The 17,218-nt window shown below is 32.3% G+C and carries 14 protein-coding genes; 13 read left to right on the plus strand and 1 reads right to left on the minus strand.

The annotated features are described in order from the left end of the window. The first annotated feature begins 4 nt into the window (after nt 1–4). The 5 genes from OC526_RS05215 to OC526_RS05235 are packed head-to-tail and all read left to right on the plus strand — an operon-like array spanning nt 5 to nt 8,544. On the plus strand, nt 5–4,897 hold the full coding sequence (locus OC526_RS05215; RefSeq protein WP_262122559.1) for a phosphoribosylformylglycinamidine synthase: 4,893 nt from the start codon (nt 5–7) through the stop codon (nt 4,895–4,897). Beyond that, nucleotides 4,897–6,348, plus strand: a complete 1,452-nt coding sequence (guaB, locus tag OC526_RS05220) for an IMP dehydrogenase (protein WP_262122561.1) — start codon at nt 4,897–4,899, stop codon at nt 6,346–6,348. Before OC526_RS05215 ends, guaB begins: the two co-directional genes overlap by 1 nt. An 8-nt stretch (nt 6,349–6,356) precedes the next feature. Then, on the plus strand, nt 6,357–6,833 hold the full coding sequence (purE, locus tag OC526_RS05225; RefSeq protein WP_262122562.1) for a 5-(carboxyamino)imidazole ribonucleotide mutase: 477 nt from the start codon (nt 6,357–6,359) through the stop codon (nt 6,831–6,833). Further along, nucleotides 6,833–7,852, plus strand: coding sequence for a phosphoribosylformylglycinamidine cyclo-ligase (purM, locus tag OC526_RS05230; RefSeq protein ID WP_262122563.1), 1,020 nt, complete (start codon nt 6,833–6,835; stop codon nt 7,850–7,852). Before purE ends, purM begins: the two co-directional genes overlap by 1 nt. Before the next feature lie 11 nt (nt 7,853–7,863). Continuing rightward, a complete protein-coding gene (locus tag OC526_RS05235; protein WP_262122564.1) occupies nt 7,864–8,544 on the plus strand; it encodes a phosphoribosylaminoimidazolesuccinocarboxamide synthase in 681 nt (226 codons plus the stop codon). A gap of 79 nt (nt 8,545–8,623) precedes the next feature. Here the strand turns inward: OC526_RS05235 and OC526_RS05240 are convergent, their stop codons facing one another. After that, complete coding sequence (locus OC526_RS05240; protein WP_262122565.1) at nt 8,624–9,562, minus strand: alpha/beta hydrolase; 939 nt, start codon at nt 9,560–9,562, stop codon at nt 8,624–8,626. A gap of 147 nt (nt 9,563–9,709) precedes the next feature. Here OC526_RS05240 and OC526_RS05245 point away from each other — a divergent pair, with 147 nt between their 5' ends. From OC526_RS05245 to OC526_RS05280, 8 genes are all read left to right on the plus strand, one after another. Next, nucleotides 9,710–10,468: an NERD domain-containing protein gene (locus OC526_RS05245; RefSeq protein ID WP_262122566.1), complete on the plus strand. Its 759-nt coding sequence runs from the start codon at nt 9,710–9,712 to the stop codon at nt 10,466–10,468. A gap of 33 nt (nt 10,469–10,501) precedes the next feature. After that, on the plus strand, nt 10,502–10,780 hold the full coding sequence (locus OC526_RS05250; protein ID WP_262122567.1) for a hypothetical protein: 279 nt from the start codon (nt 10,502–10,504) through the stop codon (nt 10,778–10,780). Nucleotides 10,781–10,963: 183 nt separating this feature from the next. Beyond that, a complete protein-coding gene (locus tag OC526_RS05255) occupies nt 10,964–11,110 on the plus strand; it encodes a hypothetical protein (protein ID WP_262122568.1) in 147 nt (48 codons plus the stop codon). Between the two features lie 202 nt (nt 11,111–11,312). After that, nucleotides 11,313–12,053 carry an ABC transporter ATP-binding protein gene (locus OC526_RS05260; RefSeq protein WP_262122570.1) on the plus strand — a complete coding sequence of 247 codons (741 nt, stop codon included), beginning with the start codon at nt 11,313–11,315 and terminating at the stop codon, nt 12,051–12,053. After that, nucleotides 12,046–13,566, plus strand: coding sequence for an ABC transporter permease/substrate-binding protein (locus tag OC526_RS05265; RefSeq protein ID WP_262122571.1), 1,521 nt, complete (start codon nt 12,046–12,048; stop codon nt 13,564–13,566). Before OC526_RS05260 ends, OC526_RS05265 begins: the two co-directional genes overlap by 8 nt. A gap of 133 nt (nt 13,567–13,699) precedes the next feature. Next, entirely contained in the window at nt 13,700–15,067 is a 1,368-nt protein-coding gene (locus tag OC526_RS05270) for a pyridoxal phosphate-dependent decarboxylase family protein (protein WP_262122572.1), read from the plus strand. A 98-nt stretch (nt 15,068–15,165) separates the two neighbouring features. After that, nucleotides 15,166–16,380: an NAD(P)/FAD-dependent oxidoreductase gene (locus OC526_RS05275; RefSeq protein WP_262122573.1), complete on the plus strand. Its 1,215-nt coding sequence runs from the start codon at nt 15,166–15,168 to the stop codon at nt 16,378–16,380. 29 nt (nt 16,381–16,409) lie between these two features. After that, nucleotides 16,410–17,183 carry a nucleoside phosphorylase gene (locus OC526_RS05280; RefSeq protein ID WP_262122575.1) on the plus strand — a complete coding sequence of 258 codons (774 nt, stop codon included), beginning with the start codon at nt 16,410–16,412 and terminating at the stop codon, nt 17,181–17,183. The last annotated feature ends 35 nt before the right edge of the window (nt 17,184–17,218 follow it).

The raw sequence follows: 17,218 nt of genomic DNA on the forward strand, positions 1-17,218 counted from the left end.
TTTAGTGAATATATTAATTATTGGTTCAGGTGGTAGAGAGCACGCTCTGGGCAAAAAAATAGCAAAAGAGCAAAGAAAACTATTTTTTGCTCCAGGTAATGGGGGCACATCTCAGCTAGGACAAAAACTAGATATAAAAGTAGATGAGATTGATAAATTAGTAGAATTTGCAAAAGAAAATGATATTAACTACACAGTAGTAGGACCAGAATTACCTTTATGCCAAGGAATAGTAGATGAATTTGAAAAAAATAATTTGAAAATATTTGGTGTAAATAAAGCTGCTTCAAAATTTGAATCAAGTAAGGCTTATACCAAAGAATTTCTAAATAAATATGGTATAAAAACAGCAGCCTACCTTAGAACAGGAAGTAAAGATGAAGCTAATATATATGCTAATAAGCTAATAGATGAAAAAGGCATAGTTGTTTTAAAAAGAGATGGACTAGCAGCAGGTAAGGGCGTCTATATTATAGAAGATAAAAAAGAGTTGGAAGAAACTATAGCAGATATTTTCTCAAAAGATAAAGAAATAGTTATAGAAGAATATATAGCTGGTTTTGAAATGAGCCTGCTTTGCCTAACTGATTCTAAAAATATTATTCCACTTCCAACAAGCAAGGACCATAAGAGAATATTTGATAAAGACTTAGGCCCAAATACTGGAGGTATGGGAACTTACGCTCCAAACCTAGAAGCAGAAGCCTATAAAAAACAAATTGCAGAAGAAATTTTACCAAAAATATTAGAAGGATTTAACAAGGAAAATATCGACTACAGAGGAGTTTTGTTCATAGGATTTATGATAAATGAATCTGGAATCTATGTTTTGGAATTTAATGTAAGATTTGGAGATCCAGAAACTCAAGTAGTCCTGGAATTAATAGATAATGATATCCTAGACTTATTAATGGCGACATCTGAAGCAAAATTAGATCAAGTAAGTTTAGATATAAATGATAAAAAAGCTACATGCTTAATTCTAGCATCAGATGGCTACCCTGGAGCTTATGAAAAAGGTAAAGAAATAAGCTTTGACGATGATATAAAATCAACCATTTACCATGCAGGCACTAATGAAGAAAATGGAAAAATTTTAACTGCTGGTGGCAGGGTTTTAAATATTGTTGCAACAGCTGATAATTTTGATGCTGCTATCAAAGAAGTTTATGAAGATGCAAAAAAAATAAACTTTGACGGCAAATATTATAGAAAAGATATAGGACCAACTGTAAAAAGAGTTTATGTTAGGAGAAAAGACTCTTTTGATTTTGAATCCCAAAATCTAAAAACAAAAATAAATAATACCTTAAATATAGATTTAGAAGATTTAAAAATCTATAAAAGATATGATATAGAAACAAGTAATGAGAACTTAGAAAAAATATTGTACCAAGTTTTAGCAGAAGCTCCAGTAGATGAAGTATATGCTTTTGATGATGCAATAAATTTACAAGCTTCGTTTAAAAATGCAGTAGCAAGTCAATATCTACCAGGCCAATTTAACCCTAGAGAAAAAGGTGTTATAGATACTGCATCTCTAATCATAGATGATAAAACCTTAGAGGTAAAAGCATCTACAGTTTATGAATTATCAGAGGTAAGAGAGACTGATCTAGCAAAAATTGAAGAGTTTTTAATAAATCCAGTTGACTCCCAACAAGTAAGTCTCATTGGAATTCCTACAACTTTAAAAACAAGTCACGATAAAAATCTAGAAAATAAAATTTATCATGGATTTAGAAACTATGATGATAAAGACCTAAGCTTATTTTTAGAAGAAAACTCTATGGCTATGAGTCTTGATGACATAAGAATGGTAAGGGATTATTTTAAGGAAGAAAATCGTGACCCAAACGAAACTGAGATAAAAATATTAGATACTTATTGGTCAGACCACTGTAGACATACAACCTTTAATACTTATTTGGATATAGAATTTGATACTGCAACTCTTTTAGATGAGGCTATTAGAGATTCTTTTGAAAAATACCTACAAATGAGAAAAGTACTAGACATCAAAAAACCAATTAACCTAATGAGTTTTGGTACAATTCTTGCCAAGTATATGAGGGCCAATGATAATTTTGATGACTTAGAGGTATCTAGTGAAATAAATGCTTGCTCTATTTATACAAAGGTTAGAGTTTTAAATGGTGGTAAAGAAAGCCTAGAAGATTATCTTTTAATGTTTAAAAACGAAACCCACAACCATCCAACAGAGATAGAGCCATTTGGTGGAGCATCAACTTGCCTTGGTGGAGCCATACGTGACCCACTTTCTGGTAGGTCCTATGTTTACCAAGCTATGAGATTATCTGGAGCTGCAAATATAAAAGAAGATTATATTGAAACTTTAGCAGGTAAGCTTCCTCAAGCAAAAATAACTTACGAGGCAGCCCAAGGTTATTCTTCTTATGGTAATCAGATAGGACTTGCTACTGGACTTGTAGATGAATTTTACCACGAAGGATACAAAGCAAAACGCATGGAGTGTGGGGCAGTAATTGCTGCCGCTCCAGCAGAAAATGTAAAAAGAATTGACCCTACACCAGGAGATATTGTAATCCTTCTTGGTGGGAAAACTGGTCGTGATGGAGTAGGTGGAGCAACAGGCTCATCAAAATCTCACAATATAAGCTCTATTGAAACAGAATCAGCTCAAGTTCAAAAGGGAAATGCCCCTGAAGAACGTAAGATTCAAAGACTATTTAGAAACCCTAAGGCTGCTAAGCTTATTAAAAAATGTAATGACTTTGGAGCAGGAGGAGTAGCAGTTGCTATTGGTGAACTTGCTGATGGAATTGATATTTATCTAGATAGAGTTCCACTAAAATATAAGGGGCTAAAACCATTTGAAATAGCCTTATCAGAATCTCAAGAAAGAATGGCAGTTGTAATTTCGAAAGATGATAAAGAAATCTTTATGAACTTAGCAGCCGAAGAAAACTTGGAAGCTACAGAAGTTGCTACTATCACTGATGACAATACTATGACTATGTATTATGAAGATCAAGTTATAGCAAATATTTCTTATGACTTTATAAATACAGACGGTGCTGAAAGATATGCAGATGTAGAAGTAGTAAGCGAAGATGTACCAGCTATCTTAACAGAAAAAGATAATGATCCAAACAAATTCTATGAAAAAGTAAAATCACTAGATGTAGCATCTAAGAAAAACTTAATAGAAATGTTTGACCCATCAGTAGGAAAAAATACAGTTCTTAATCCATTAGGTGGGAAAAAATTATTAAATCCATCTCAAGTTATGGCAGCAAGACTTCCAGTTGAAGAAGGTGTTTCAAAAACTGCGTCAATTATGACCTATGGATTTGATCCATCCTTATCAAGTAAAAGTCAATACTTAGGTGGTTACTATGCGGTAGTTGAATCTATTTCAAAACTAGTAGCCATAGGGTCAGATTTAAATCAGATTAGACTAACTTTTCAAGAATTTTATGAAAAAATGGATAGCAAAAAAGCTTGGTCTAAGCCATTAAAATCCTTATTAGGTGCCTTTGAAGTAACAAATCATTTCTCCATGCCACCAATAGGGGGCAAGGATAGTATGAGTGGAACTTTTGAAGATATAAAAGTACCGCCAACTCTAATATCCTTTGCAGTTACTACTGAAGATGTAGAAAAGATTATTTCAAATGATTTGAAAGGTAAAGGCAAACTTGGACTTATTAAAACTTCTTACAAAAAAGATGGAACTCTTGATTTAGAAGTATTAGAAAATAATTATCAAAATCTTATAAAAGATATAAGAGATGGAAATATCATCTCAGCTATAGCCCTAGATAGAAAGGGACTTTTAGCAAATGTCTATGAACAAGCAATTGGAAATACTGGTTTTACTTTAGACTATGATAATCTTTATAATCCTATGTATGGTTCATTTGTTGTAGAATATAAAAATGACCGAGACTTTATAGAAAATATTGGAAGATTTTCTGATGATATTATTGTAAATGGGGAGAAATTAGATAAGAAAAAATTATCTGAGTCATTTATTCACAGCTTAGATGAAGTATTCCCAGGCTATGAAGAAGTTAAATATCAAGAATTAAAAACTAAAAAATTAGAAAGAAAATTAAAATCTGACAAAGCAGTAGATAAGCCAAGATCAATAATACTTGCGGCCCCAGGCACAAACTGTGAATGGGATACCCAAGATGCCTTTAGAAAAGCTGGAGCTGATACTGAAATTTTGATATTTAGAAATCAAAATGAAAAAGATATAGAAGAATCTATAGATAGACTAGATAAAGAAATCAGAAAATCACAAATATTTGTAATTCCAGGTGGATTCTCCCTAGGAGATGAACCAGATGGATCAGCTAAATTTTTGGCAAATATTTTAAGAAATGAAAAAATTGCTCAAGCTATTGATTATCTATTAAATGAAAATGATGGTTTGATTTTAGGAATTTGTAATGGATTCCAAGCCTTAGTAAAAACAGGATTACTTCCTTATGGACAGGTCCTTGTACCAAAAGAAAATGATCCAACACTTACGAATAATACAAGTTCTCGACATATAGCAACATTTGTAAATACAAAAACTCTTACAAATAACAGTCCATGGACTAGGGGAGTTGACCTAGATAAAACTTATAGAATTCCTATATCCCATGGTGAGGGAAGATTTATAGTAAATGAAGAAAAATTACAAGAATTATTAGACAATGACCAAGTATTTTCAGTATATGATACATCTCCAAATGGCTCAAATTATAATATCGAAGGGATTATCTCCAAAGATGGCAAGATTTTAGGTAGAATGGGCCATGCTGAAAGGATAGATGAAGATCTGTTTAAAAATGTTTATGATGTAGAAAGAGAAAATATATTTGAAAATGCAGTTGAATATTTTAGAAAGGATAAATAATGCAATTTTTAGGAGACGCACTAACATTTGATGATGTACTATTGGTACCAGGACCTTCAGAAGTTTTACCAAATGAAGTTGACACAACAACATATCTAACAAATAAAATAAAATTAAATATACCAATGATGTCTGCAGGTATGGATACAGTTACTGAATCCCAAATGGCTATAGCTATGGCCAGACAAGGTGGTATAGGAATAATCCACAAAAATATGTCTATTGAAGAACAAGCTAGACAAGTAGATGTGGTAAAAAGATCAGAACATGGAGTTATAACTGATCCTTTCTACCTACATCAAGAAAACATCTTACAAGATGCCCTTGATATTATGAACAATTATAAAATATCTGGTGTGCCAATTGTTGATAAGGATATGTATTTAAAAGGCATTCTTACAAATAGAGATGTAAGGTTTCAAGATGATCCAAGTGTAGTAATTGATGATATTATGACTAAAGAAAATCTTATCTTAGGATATGAAGGGATAAAAATGCAAGAAGCAATCAAGCTTATGGAGTCTGCAAAGGTAGAAAAACTCCCAATAGTAGATGGGGATAATAAATTAAAGGGTCTTATTACCATAAAAGATATTGAAAAATCAAAACAATATCCAAATTCAGCTAGAGATGAAAACAATAGATTACTAGTTGGGGCAGCTGTAGGTATTACGAATGATATGTTTGATAGGGTAGATGCACTTGTAAAGGCAAATGTAGATGTAATAACTGTAGATACTGCTCATGGTCACTCTAAAAATGTAATATCATCTATTAAGAATATAAAAGAAAAATATCCAGATATTCAAATAATTGCGGGAAATATTGCTACTGCTGAAGCGGCACACGATTTAATAGAAGCAGGTGCAGATGCTATAAAAGTAGGAATAGGTCCAGGTTCAATTTGTACAACCCGTGTAGTAACAGGTATTGGCGTTCCACAAATTACAGCAATTATTAATTGTGTTGAAGAAGCTAAAAAACACAATATTCCTGTAATAGCAGATGGTGGTATCAAATATTCTGGTGATATTACAAAAGCTCTCGCTTGTGGAGCATCTGTTGTAATGGCAGGTTCATTATTTGCAGGTACTGAAGAGTCTCCTGGAGAAACTATCCTTTTTGAAGGTAGACAATACAAAGAATACCGTGGCATGGGCTCTCTTGCAGCTATGAAAGATGGGTCTGGAGATAGATATTTCCAAACTAATACAAAAAAATATGTACCAGAAGGTGTTGAAGGCAGGGTAGACTACAAGGGTCCGGTTGGAGAAGTAGTTTACCAATTACTAGGAGGATTAAAATCTGGTATGGGCTATGTAGGTAGCAAGGATCTAAACGAACTTTACGAAAAAGCTAAATTTGTTAAAATTTCACCAGCTTCATTAATCGAAAACCATCCACACGATATTACAATCACTAGAGAATCACCAAACTATACAAAAAGATAGGAGAAATAATGACTGATATTAGAGTTATAATGGGCTCAGCCTCAGACATAGAAATTGCCAAAAAAGTTACTAAAATTTTAAAACAATTTGAAATTGACTATGAAGTATCTATAATATCTGCCCACAGAGCATTAAGTGTCCTAGAAGATACTATGGAAAAAGATGATGCAAAAGTTTATATAGGTATTGCTGGCATGGCAGCTCATCTTGCAGGGGTTATGGCAGGTATGACCATAAAACCTGTCATAGGCCTGCCAGTTGGTGGTACAAATACAGCAGGACTAGATGCATTACTATCAATGGTACAAATGCCAAAGGGTGTTCCAGTTGCAACAGTTGCCATGAATGGTGGGGACAATGCTGCCCTTTTAGCCATTCAAATTTTAGCCTTATCAGATGAAAACCTTGCTCAAAAACTAAAAGATTATAAAAATGAGTTAAGAGAAAAAGTCATTGAAGATGATAAAAAACTAGAGGATATATAATGGCAAAATTGACATATAAGGATGCAGGAGTAGATAAGGAAAAAGGTTACGAAGAAGTAGAATTAATCAAAAAAATAGTAAAGAAAACTCATGGCAATGAAGTTTTAGCTGATATAGGTGGTTTCGCAGGTGCCTTTGCTCCAAATCTAGATGGAATTAAAAATCCAGTGCTAATTAGTGGAACAGATGGAGTTGGTACAAAAATCAAACTTGCCATGGACATGGATAAGCATGACACAGTAGGTATAGACTGTGTATCCATGTGTGTCAATGACATTATTTGCCAAGGAGCAAAACCATTATTTTTCCTAGATTACATTGCAACAGGAAAACTTAATCCTAAAAAAATGGCTGATCTTGTTAGCGGTATAGCAGATGGATGCTTAGAGGCAGAAGCAGCCCTAATAGGTGGAGAAACTGCAGAAATGCCAGGTATCTATCAAGAAGATGATTATGATTTAGCTGGATTTGCAGTAGGAATTGTAGATAAAGAAAAAATAATAACTGGAGAAAATCTAAAAGAGGGAGATATTGCTATAGGCTTAACTTCTTCTGGAGTGCACAGCAATGGATTTTCTCTTGTAAGAGCTGCAATGGAGCAAGCTGGTATTTGCCTAGATGATAGATTTGATGAAGACCAAACTATTGGCGAAAAACTCTTAACACCTACAAAAATATATGTAAAAGATATTGAAAAGTTAAAAGAGAAAGTAAAAATAAATGCTATTTCTCATATTACAGGTGGTGGCCTATATGAAAATATCCCTAGGATATTAGCTGATGATTTGTCAGTAAATTTTGACCTAAGCAATTTAGAAATAGATCCAATATTTAAAAAAATCCAAGAATGGGGAAATATTGATACTGAAGAAATGTATCATACCTTTAATATGGGTATAGGTATGGTAGTTTTTGTAGACCCAGCAGATGAAGAAAAATCTTTAGAAATTCTAGGAGAAAATGCTCAAATTATCGGAAAAGTTGTAAAAGGTAATAAGCATATAAGTATAAATTTATAGGAGGCTAAGTTATGGAAAAAGTATATACAGGAAAAACCAAAGACGTTTATAAATTAAATGATGAAGAATATTTATTAAAATTTAAAGATGATGTAACAGGTGCAGATGGTGTATTTGACCCAGGTGCAAATTCTGTAGGCCTTACTATAGAAGGAGCTGGTCACCAAGCGGTTGCTATGACCAAATACTTTTATGAAATCTTAAATGATAGGGGACTCACAACTCACTTTGTATCAGCTGACTTAGATAAAAACGAAGCAGTAGTTAAAAAAGCGGATGTTTTTGGTGAGGGAGTTGAGGTAATAGTTAGATACTATGCAGTAGGTTCATTTATCAGAAGATACGGCAAATATATTGAAAGTGGGACAAAAATAGATCCATATGTAGAAATCACCCTAAAAGACGATGACAGAGATGACCCACTAATTACAAAAGATGCCTTAGTATTATTAAATATTATGACAGAGGATGAATATGAAGAGCTAAAAGATTTAGCTTTAAATATCGGAGAAATTGTTAGAGAAGAATTAGTAGCAAAAGGCTTAGACTTATATGATATTAAATTTGAATTTGGTAGAATAGAGGATGGCAAAGTTGCCCTCATTGATGAAATTTCTGGTGGAAACATGAGAGCCTACCAGGGAGATAAGTACATTGAACCACTTGAGCTTGAAAAAATAATGCTTGGATAGTAAAAAAAATAATTTGTAAAAGAAAAGGCCATTAAAATTCAGTAATTAAATCTGAATGATCAATGGCCTTTTATTTTTATTATTTGTACTCATCAAGAAAATCAGAAACTATTTTCTTATATTTTTCACTATTAATTCTCGGAAATTCTGCGTGTTTGTAACCCTTAGCGGTAAATATTTCTTTGTTATTGTGATTTATAGACTTATAAAGACTTTCACCCATATATGGTGGTGTAAGAGTATCATGATCTGCATTAGTTATGAGAACTGGCTTACTAACATTTTTTATATATTGATTGGCATCAATGTCTTTAAATGTGTAATTAAGTTTTAGTTTTGTGAATATGCCACCAGCAAATTTCATATAATCAACTGGAATGCCTTGTTCATCTTCTATTGTTTTTAACTCTTTATCGAACATATCGTTAAAATCAGCTACTGGTGATTCTAAGATAAGATAATCTATATTTTGCTCATCTCTACCGGCAGCCATGGCAGCACTTCCCGCACCGTAGGATTCTCCCCAAAGGACTAATTTGCCATCATCCCCGATTTCTTCATTTGCAATATTAACTGCATCCAAAATATCATATGATTCTAGAAATCCAAACGTATTATAAGGTGCTTGATTATTTCCTGAATTACATTGGTCTATTGCTAAGACATCATAACCAAGATCTAAAAATATATCCATTATGTGGGGTAGTGATTTACCTGTTCCACCCAAACCATGGACTAAGACAGCAATATTTTTGTTTCCATCTTTTTTTATATGGATGGCAGGAATATTGTGCTCACCTTTACTTGAAGGAAAATCTATGTAATGAACTTGCTTATCTTTGGCAAAGTCTTGGAATTTATCCTCGTATGTATTTGCTTCTTCTAATGTTTCTTCTCTAGGCACGATATTGGTAAATCCATCAAATACTTGCTTGCCAAGAAAAATTGTAAATCCAATAAAAATTACCAGTAATATGGTCAATATTATTAAAATGACCTTTTTTTTATTTTTTAACATCCCAGTCTCCTATTGTTGTGTAAATGTTTTCTTACTAAGAATTTATCTTTATATTACATGAATGTCAAGCACTTTTGAGCTTATTTTTTATTTATTTGGTTATAATAAGATTAGTAATATATTTAGTGTAATTTGAAGGGAGATCTTATGCAATTAAAAATTTCTATAGGGTTCTTTATTGCTTGTATTTTGATGATAACTGTATTTAAATCCCAGTTTAAGGGAGATATTGGAGAGATTGCCGTAGCTTCAATGTTAAAAGAATTAGATAAGAAAAAATATATAAAGCTTCATGATATTAAGTTAATTAATCCTAGCCAAAAAACTAAAACTACCCAGATAGACCATTTGGTTGTATCAACCTATGGTATCTTTTGCATAGAAACAAAAGCATATAAGGGGAAAATATATGGAGGTGAATTTTCAAAGGAGTGGACTCAATATCTTTCTAATAGCCAGCATAAGTTTATGAATCCTCTTTTTCAAAACTACGGGCATATAAAGGCTGTTGAATCTATCATAAAAAATGATTATCCAAATTTGCCTTACTTTTCTATAATAGCTTTTTCTGCAGAGGCAAATCTAAGCTCAATAGATGTAAAAAAAGCTAAAGTCTGTAAGATTTCACAATTAAGTAATGTGATTAAATCCCTATCTACAAATGAAATAATATCAGAAGAGGAGCTTATAAAACTTGTAAAATTAATTGAAGAAAATAAATCTTATCAAATGGACATATTGCATAGTAGGGAAATAAATAAAGTTAAAAAAGAAAACCAAGAAAAAATAAGACAAAATATTTGTCCTAAATGTGGATCAGAATTAGTTGAAAGACAAGGTAAATATGGAAAATTTACTGGTTGTTCAAATTTTCCTAAGTGTAGGTTTACAATAAATACCAAATAGACATACATACATTAAAATGATAGATGAGAATTATTGAAAAAAGGGACAAAAATGATAAAATTTTTAAAATATACATTAGTAATATATTTAATATCCTTAATATTATTATATATTACATCTAAAATTAAAAATGATGAATTAATTATGGTGTATGCTGCTTTTGGAATAATATATGCTCCGATTGGAGCCTTGATTTTATATGGATTAAATAGAAAATATAATTTTTCTATGCCTATATTTTTATTTGTAGCCTTAGTCGCTACTATAATTGCATTTTTAATAGGAATGGTAATTGTTTTTAATTTCCTTTAAAATTTTAGTGGTTAATAAGAATGTGATAAATATAGATAATAAAACTATTAGCTAAAGCACAAAATCCTCGGAAAATACTTAACCGAGGATTATTCTTTATCTACTCATAAGTATTTTTATTAATTAAAGGGTAAAAATCATTATATATAAAATACTAGTTTAGATTTTCAAAAGGAGGCTTTTATGAACAAGAATACAGGCGCATACATGGGTGCTGGTATGTTATTGGGATTAATTTTTGGTATGCTACTGGAAAATATAGCCTTGGGATTATTAATAGGAATTGGATTAGGTGCAGCCATTGGGGGTTACAAAGATAAAAATATCTAATAATTTAGAAGTTAACGCCATGATGGCTCCAGCATAAGATATTTACCTTGATAATAGTGTAATTATTGAGTGAGAGATTATTTAATTATAGGATTTTGGGTAAGTTACTATATATAGGTTTTTTAAATTTGAATGTTATCATATACCTTTAAGATTTGAAAAAGTCTTAAAGGTTTTTTTATCGAAAAGTTAGGAGATATTATTGATTAAATATGAAAATGTATCACTGACCTATCCTGGATCTGGAAAGGCCATTGATAATATAAATTTTGAAATAGAGGATGGTGAGCTTTTTGTGATAGTTGGTCCCAGTGGAAGTGGAAAAACTACTACCCTTAAGCTTATTAATAGACTTTTAAGAGAAACTGAGGGACAAATTTTCTTTGATGGAGCCGATATAAATAGCTTTGATTTAAGAGAGTTAAGACTTAATATTGGATATGTTCTCCAAGGTATTGCCCTTTTCCCAAACATGACGGTAGCAGAGAATATAGCTATAATTCCAGAGATGAAGAATATGAATAAAGCTGATATTATAAAAAGAACTGATGAGCTTTTAAATGAAGTTGGACTGGATCCTGATATTTACAGAGATAGGCTACCTAGTGATTTATCTGGAGGAGAAAAACAAAGAATTGGCATTTTGCGTGCAATTATTGCAAACCCAAAGGTTTTGTTAATGGATGAACCTTTTTCTGCTCTTGACCCTATTAGTCGTAGAGATCTGCAAGATTTGATAATTGATTTGCAGAAATCCTATAAAATCACAACGGTTTTTGTAACCCACGATATGTCCGAGGCACTAAGGGTTGCAGATAGGATTTGTATCATGCAAGATGGAAAGATTGTCCAAATTGGTAAGGGAAAAGAAATTATTGAAAATCCTGCCAATAAATTTGTTAGTCAGTTTTTCGAAAATGAGAGTGAGTATATAAATGAATAATTTAGTAACTACATTTAATGAGAGAAAAGCTGATTGGTTAGTAGCCTTATACGAGCATTTAGAAATATCTTTGATTTCATTATTAATTGCTATTTTTATAGCTATTCCCCTTGCAATATTTTTATCAAATAGGAAAAAAGCAAACGAAGCTATTTTGCAATTAACGGGTATTTTTCAAACAATACCATCATTGGCCTTATTAGGTTTATTTATTCCAATCATGGGCATTGGTAAAACTCCAGCCATAACAGCCCTAGTAATTTACGCAATTTTCCCAATTTATCAAGCGACCGTGACAGGCTTATCGGAAATAGACCCATCTTTGGAAGAAGCGGCCACTGCCTTTGGTATGACAAAGTGGGAAAAGTTAAAAAAGTATAAATTAAGTTTGGCTATGCCAATTATAATGTCTGGTGTCAGAACTTCTGCGATTATGATAATAGGAACTGCAACATTGGCAGCCTTAGTTGGAGCTGGGGGACTTGGTAGCTTTATTTTGCTAGGAATTGATAGAAATAATTCATCATTAATTTTAATCGGTGCTATTTCTTCAGCACTTTTAGCTATACTCTTTGGAGCATTAATTAAATTATTACAAAATAAAAAACCAAAAACTATTTTAATATCACTAACACTTGCAACACTTCTTACACTTTTAAGTCTAACTCCATTTGGGGCAAAAAGTCCAAAAAAATTAGTTGCTGCAGGAAAACTTGGGGCTGAGCCTGAAATTCTTATAAACATGTATAAGGACTTGATAGAGGAAAATACTGATATAGAAGTAGAGCTAAAACCAAATTTTGGAAAAACAAGTTTTCTTTATGAGGCGTTAAAATCAGGTAGTGTTGATATTTATCCTGAATTCACTGGTACTATTACTAGTTCACTTTTAAATGATGATATTGGAGAAATATCAAATGATCCAACAGAAGTCTATGAACTTGCAAGGGATAAAATTTATGAGCAGGATAAGTTATCATTACTAAAACCTAGCGAATTTCAAAACACCTACGCTATAGCAGTTAGAGAAGATTTTGCAAATGAAAACAATTTGGAAAAAGTATCTGACCTTAAAAATGTGGAAGATAGTGCTGTAGCAGGATTTACCTTAGAATTTAATGACAGGGAAGATGGAAACCGTGGTCTAGAATCCTTATATAATTTAGATTTGGATGTAAAAACCATGGAGCCTGCCTTAAGATATACTGCAATTGCAAACGGCTCGATTGATATAACCGATGTTTATTCCACAGATAGTCAAATAATTACTAATAAATTGAAAGTATTAGAAGATGATAAAAAATTATTCCCTCCTTACCAAGCTGCACCTCTTTTAAGAAGTGAAACTTTAGAAGAATATCCTGAATTAGAAGAAATATTAGGAAAACTTGCAGGAAAAATAAATTCTGATGAAATGACTAAAATGAATTATATGGTAGATGTAGAAGGAAAATCTGCAAATGAAGTTGCTAGAGAATTTCTTATTAAAGAAAAGCTAATCGAGGATAAGTAAATATTGACAAAAACAATAATTGCTTTAACGTTGCAGGGCGTGTGCTTGCTAGCTTTATAAATTTCAGTTATCCTTTTATTGAAGATAGTAAAAATAAAAGTTATTTTGAAATTTTAATTTTTTGAGGTGAATTATGGATAATAAGTTTTGGACATATGAAGACCAGGCAGTTGAACTTACACTAGAATGGGCCAAAGAGAGAACCGTTTCTGGATCTGACCCAAAGACAACTGCCCTTTCCGCAAAAGAATTAAGAGAAAAAGTTGGTCAAACTATAACTGATGATGGACTTGGGCCAAAAAAAGCCCTAGAAATTTTTGAAACACTTAATAGGGCAACTCGTTCTGCAGATGACCCAATGAATTTTGCATACATTCCATCTGCTCCAACCAAGGCAGCAGTTGCCTTTGATGAAGTAGTATCGGCAGCCAATGTTTTTGGTGGAATTTGGGAATGTGGTGCAGGAGCAATTTTTGCTGAAAACCAAGTGATAGATTGGATAAAAGAAAATTTAGCTTGGCCAGATGAAGCTGTTGGAACTTTTGTTTCAGGAGGTACACATGGCAATCTTTCTGCCCTAGCCTGCGCCAGAGACCATGCTAAAAATGTTTGGAAAAATGAAGGGAAATATCCAAATGGCAGACCAAGTGATGGTTATAAATTAATAATTTCTAAAGATACTCATTCATCAGTAAAAACTATTGCAAAAGTTTTGGATGTTGATGTATTGACAGCTGAAACTGATGAAAATGGTAGAATGACCGGACATGCAGTTGAAAGACTTATAAAAGAAAATGAAGGAATATTTGCTGTAGTTGCAACTACAGGAACTACCAATACTGGATCTATCGACCATATTGAATCCATCTCTAAAGTATGCAAAAAATATAATATCTGGTTACACATTGATGGTGCCTATGGTGGGGCTGGAATACTTGCTCCAAGCGTAAGAGACTTGTATAAGGGTATTGAAGATGCTGATTCCTTTATAGTAGATCCTCATAAATGGCTTTTTGCACCATATGATTGTTGTTGTTTGGTATATAGGAGTCCAAAAAATGTATACCAAACCTTCTCCCAACATGCAGAATATTTGGACGGAGTAGACCATAGTCAATCAAATCCATCAGATATGGCCATCCACCTTTCAAGAAGGACCAGGGGATTGCCATTATGGTATTCATTAGTAACATATGGTAGGAAAAAATATACAGAAGCCATTGAACTTTGTATAGCAAATGCAAAAAAATGTGCCAAAGCAATTAAAAATACTGACCATTTAGAATTAGTAATGGAGCCAAGCCTATCAATAGTTGTATTTAAAAGAAAAGCTTGGGAGAAAGAAGACTATGATGCCTGGTCAAAAAATTTAGCTTTAAATGGCAAATTACTTTGTCTACCATCAAGTATAGATGGAGAAACTATCCTAAGACTTGCATTTTTAAATCCAAATACAGATATAGATAAGGCTATAGACATGATAATAGAAACAACAAAATAAATAAGCAAGAAACTTCACTTTAATAAGTGGAGTTTTTTAAGCATAATTAAGTGGGATGGGTATAAAGAAGTAAATACTAGAATGAAATAAGAGGAAATATGAAATTACATACAGGCAACCTATATTGGCCAGTAAATACTGAGCCAATTTCTTTAAATATTAATTATAATGTAGACGCTGATTCGGATGTCTTAGTAGTGGGATCTGGTATGTCAGGAGCCTTAGCAGCTTATGAACTTTCAAGAAAGGGATATAGGGTAACTTTAATTGAACAAAATAAAATTGCTTCAGGATCTACATCTGCAAATACCGGGCTTATCCAATATATGTCAGATGAGGGTGTCAAAAGTTTTTCTGAGCAAATAGGCCTGGAAAAAGCGGTAAAATTTTATAACCAATCCAAGCAAGCTATAGATGATCTAATAAAAATAGATCAAGAATTAATAAATATAAGTCAAGCAAATTTTAAAACAAGTGAAAGCCTAATACTGGCAAGTGCAAAAAATAAAATACAAGATGTCAAAGATGAAACTAAAATGCAAAAAGAAATTGGATATGAAGTTTCTTTTTTGAATAAAGATGATTTAAAAGAACATAATATCAATGCCTATGGGGGATTACTAGCAGGACCAGATATAAATCTAAATCCCTATGCTTTTGTGCTTAGACTACTCAAAACTGCATCTGAGAAATATAATCTTCATATTGCAGAGGGCGTAAAATTTATTGAAGCAAGAAAAGAAAATGCAGACAATATAGTGACTTTGGAAATTGCTGGAAAAAAAATAATAAAAACCTATAAAAAAATAGTAATTGCAACAGGATATAATCCACCAGCTCAATTTGAAAAACACTTAAAAAATGTAGAGATTTATAGGACCTATGTTGCTGTAAGTCAAGTTATTGATATATCTGATCGAGAAGACTTTTTGACTTGGGAAGTTAAAGATGCCTATACTTACTTTAAAAAAACTTTTGCCAGTAGGCTAATGGTAGGTGGGTTTGATGAAAAAGGCGATAAATTAAAAGAAAAAGATGCAAAAAAACATAAAAATGATTTGCTAAAAGCTGCAAATAATATGTTTGTAGAAAAAAAGGATTTAAGTTCAGAATATAATTATGCTGCCCTGTTTGGGATGAGTAAAGATAATCTTCCATATATGGGTATAGATCCAGAAAATCCAGACATATTTGTAGTTTGTGGTGTAGGTGGCAATGGCACAGTTTATTCTAAAATTGCTGCTACTATGATTGCAAAATGGATAAATAATGAAAGTCTTAAGGATTATGATACTTATAGACTTGCTAGGTAGATCTTAAAATCAAATGTAAAGGTGATACTATGACAATAATTAAAAATGAAATACCCATATTAGAATACGATGATAATCTAAATTCTATCATCATGCCTAATCATGCAAATCTTGATATTAGTCTTCCTAGCAAATGTTTGTTCGCTTTTTTGGGAGATGCCCTAGATAAGTTAGCTTATGATTATAAGGCAAAGATAATAACTACCTTTAATTCAATTACTAAAATTTATCCTATTTATATCATAGATTATGAAGGTGAGGAAATTTGCCTAGTGCAAGCTCCAGTAGGTGCAGCCGCATCTGCCCAGATTTTAGATTGGTTAATATCTTATGGATGTAGGCAAATAATTACTACGGGTTCTTGTGGCACTTTAGTTGATATAGATGAGAATGTTTTTTTGATACCTTATACTGCCTTAAGAGATGAAGGGGCTAGCTATCATTATTTGCCGCCATCTCGTTTTGTAAATATACATCCACTTGCTTTAAGAACTATTGAAAAAACTTTGATTCAGCATAATCTAAAATATGAAGAGGTCATTACTTGGAGTACAGATGGATTTTATAGAGAAACTAGAGAAATGGTAGATTATCGAGTAAGCGAAGGATGTAAGGTAGTAGAAATGGAGTGCTCAGCTCTAGCAGCCGTTGCTGAGTTTAGAAGTGCAATCTGGGGACAAATCTTGTTTACAGCAGACTCCCTTTCAGATATTAAAAAATATGACCCTAGAGGATTTGGTGGAGATTCCATAGACTATGCTTTAAAGCTTTCGTTGGACACATTAAAAAATTTTGATAAATAGAAAGCATTAAGGTAAATAGAAAACATTAAGATAAA

Source organism: Anaerococcus sp. Marseille-Q5996, assembly GCF_946893725.1.
Classification (GTDB): Bacteria; Bacillota; Clostridia; order Tissierellales; family Peptoniphilaceae; genus Anaerococcus; species Anaerococcus martiniensis.

Bases quoted from the DNA above. Each gene is read 5' to 3' on its own strand.
- guaB (WP_262122561.1), top strand. From the start codon at position 4,897: ATGCAATTTTTAGGAGACGCACTAACATTTGATGATGTACTATTGGTA.
- purE (WP_262122562.1), top strand. From the start codon at position 6,357: ATGACTGATATTAGAGTTATAATGGGCTCAGCCTCAGACATAGAAATT.
- purM (WP_262122563.1), top strand. From the start codon at position 6,833: ATGGCAAAATTGACATATAAGGATGCAGGAGTAGATAAGGAAAAAGGT.
- OC526_RS05235 (WP_262122564.1), top strand. From the start codon at position 7,864: ATGGAAAAAGTATATACAGGAAAAACCAAAGACGTTTATAAATTAAAT.
- OC526_RS05240 (WP_262122565.1), bottom strand. From the start codon at position 9,562: ATGTTAAAAAATAAAAAAAAGGTCATTTTAATAATATTGACCATATTA.
- OC526_RS05245 (WP_262122566.1), top strand. From the start codon at position 9,710: ATGCAATTAAAAATTTCTATAGGGTTCTTTATTGCTTGTATTTTGATG.
- OC526_RS05255 (WP_262122568.1), top strand. From the start codon at position 10,964: ATGAACAAGAATACAGGCGCATACATGGGTGCTGGTATGTTATTGGGA.
- OC526_RS05265 (WP_262122571.1), top strand. From the start codon at position 12,046: ATGAATAATTTAGTAACTACATTTAATGAGAGAAAAGCTGATTGGTTA.
- OC526_RS05270 (WP_262122572.1), top strand. From the start codon at position 13,700: ATGGATAATAAGTTTTGGACATATGAAGACCAGGCAGTTGAACTTACA.
- OC526_RS05275 (WP_262122573.1), top strand. From the start codon at position 15,166: ATGAAATTACATACAGGCAACCTATATTGGCCAGTAAATACTGAGCCA.
- OC526_RS05280 (WP_262122575.1), top strand. From the start codon at position 16,410: ATGACAATAATTAAAAATGAAATACCCATATTAGAATACGATGATAAT.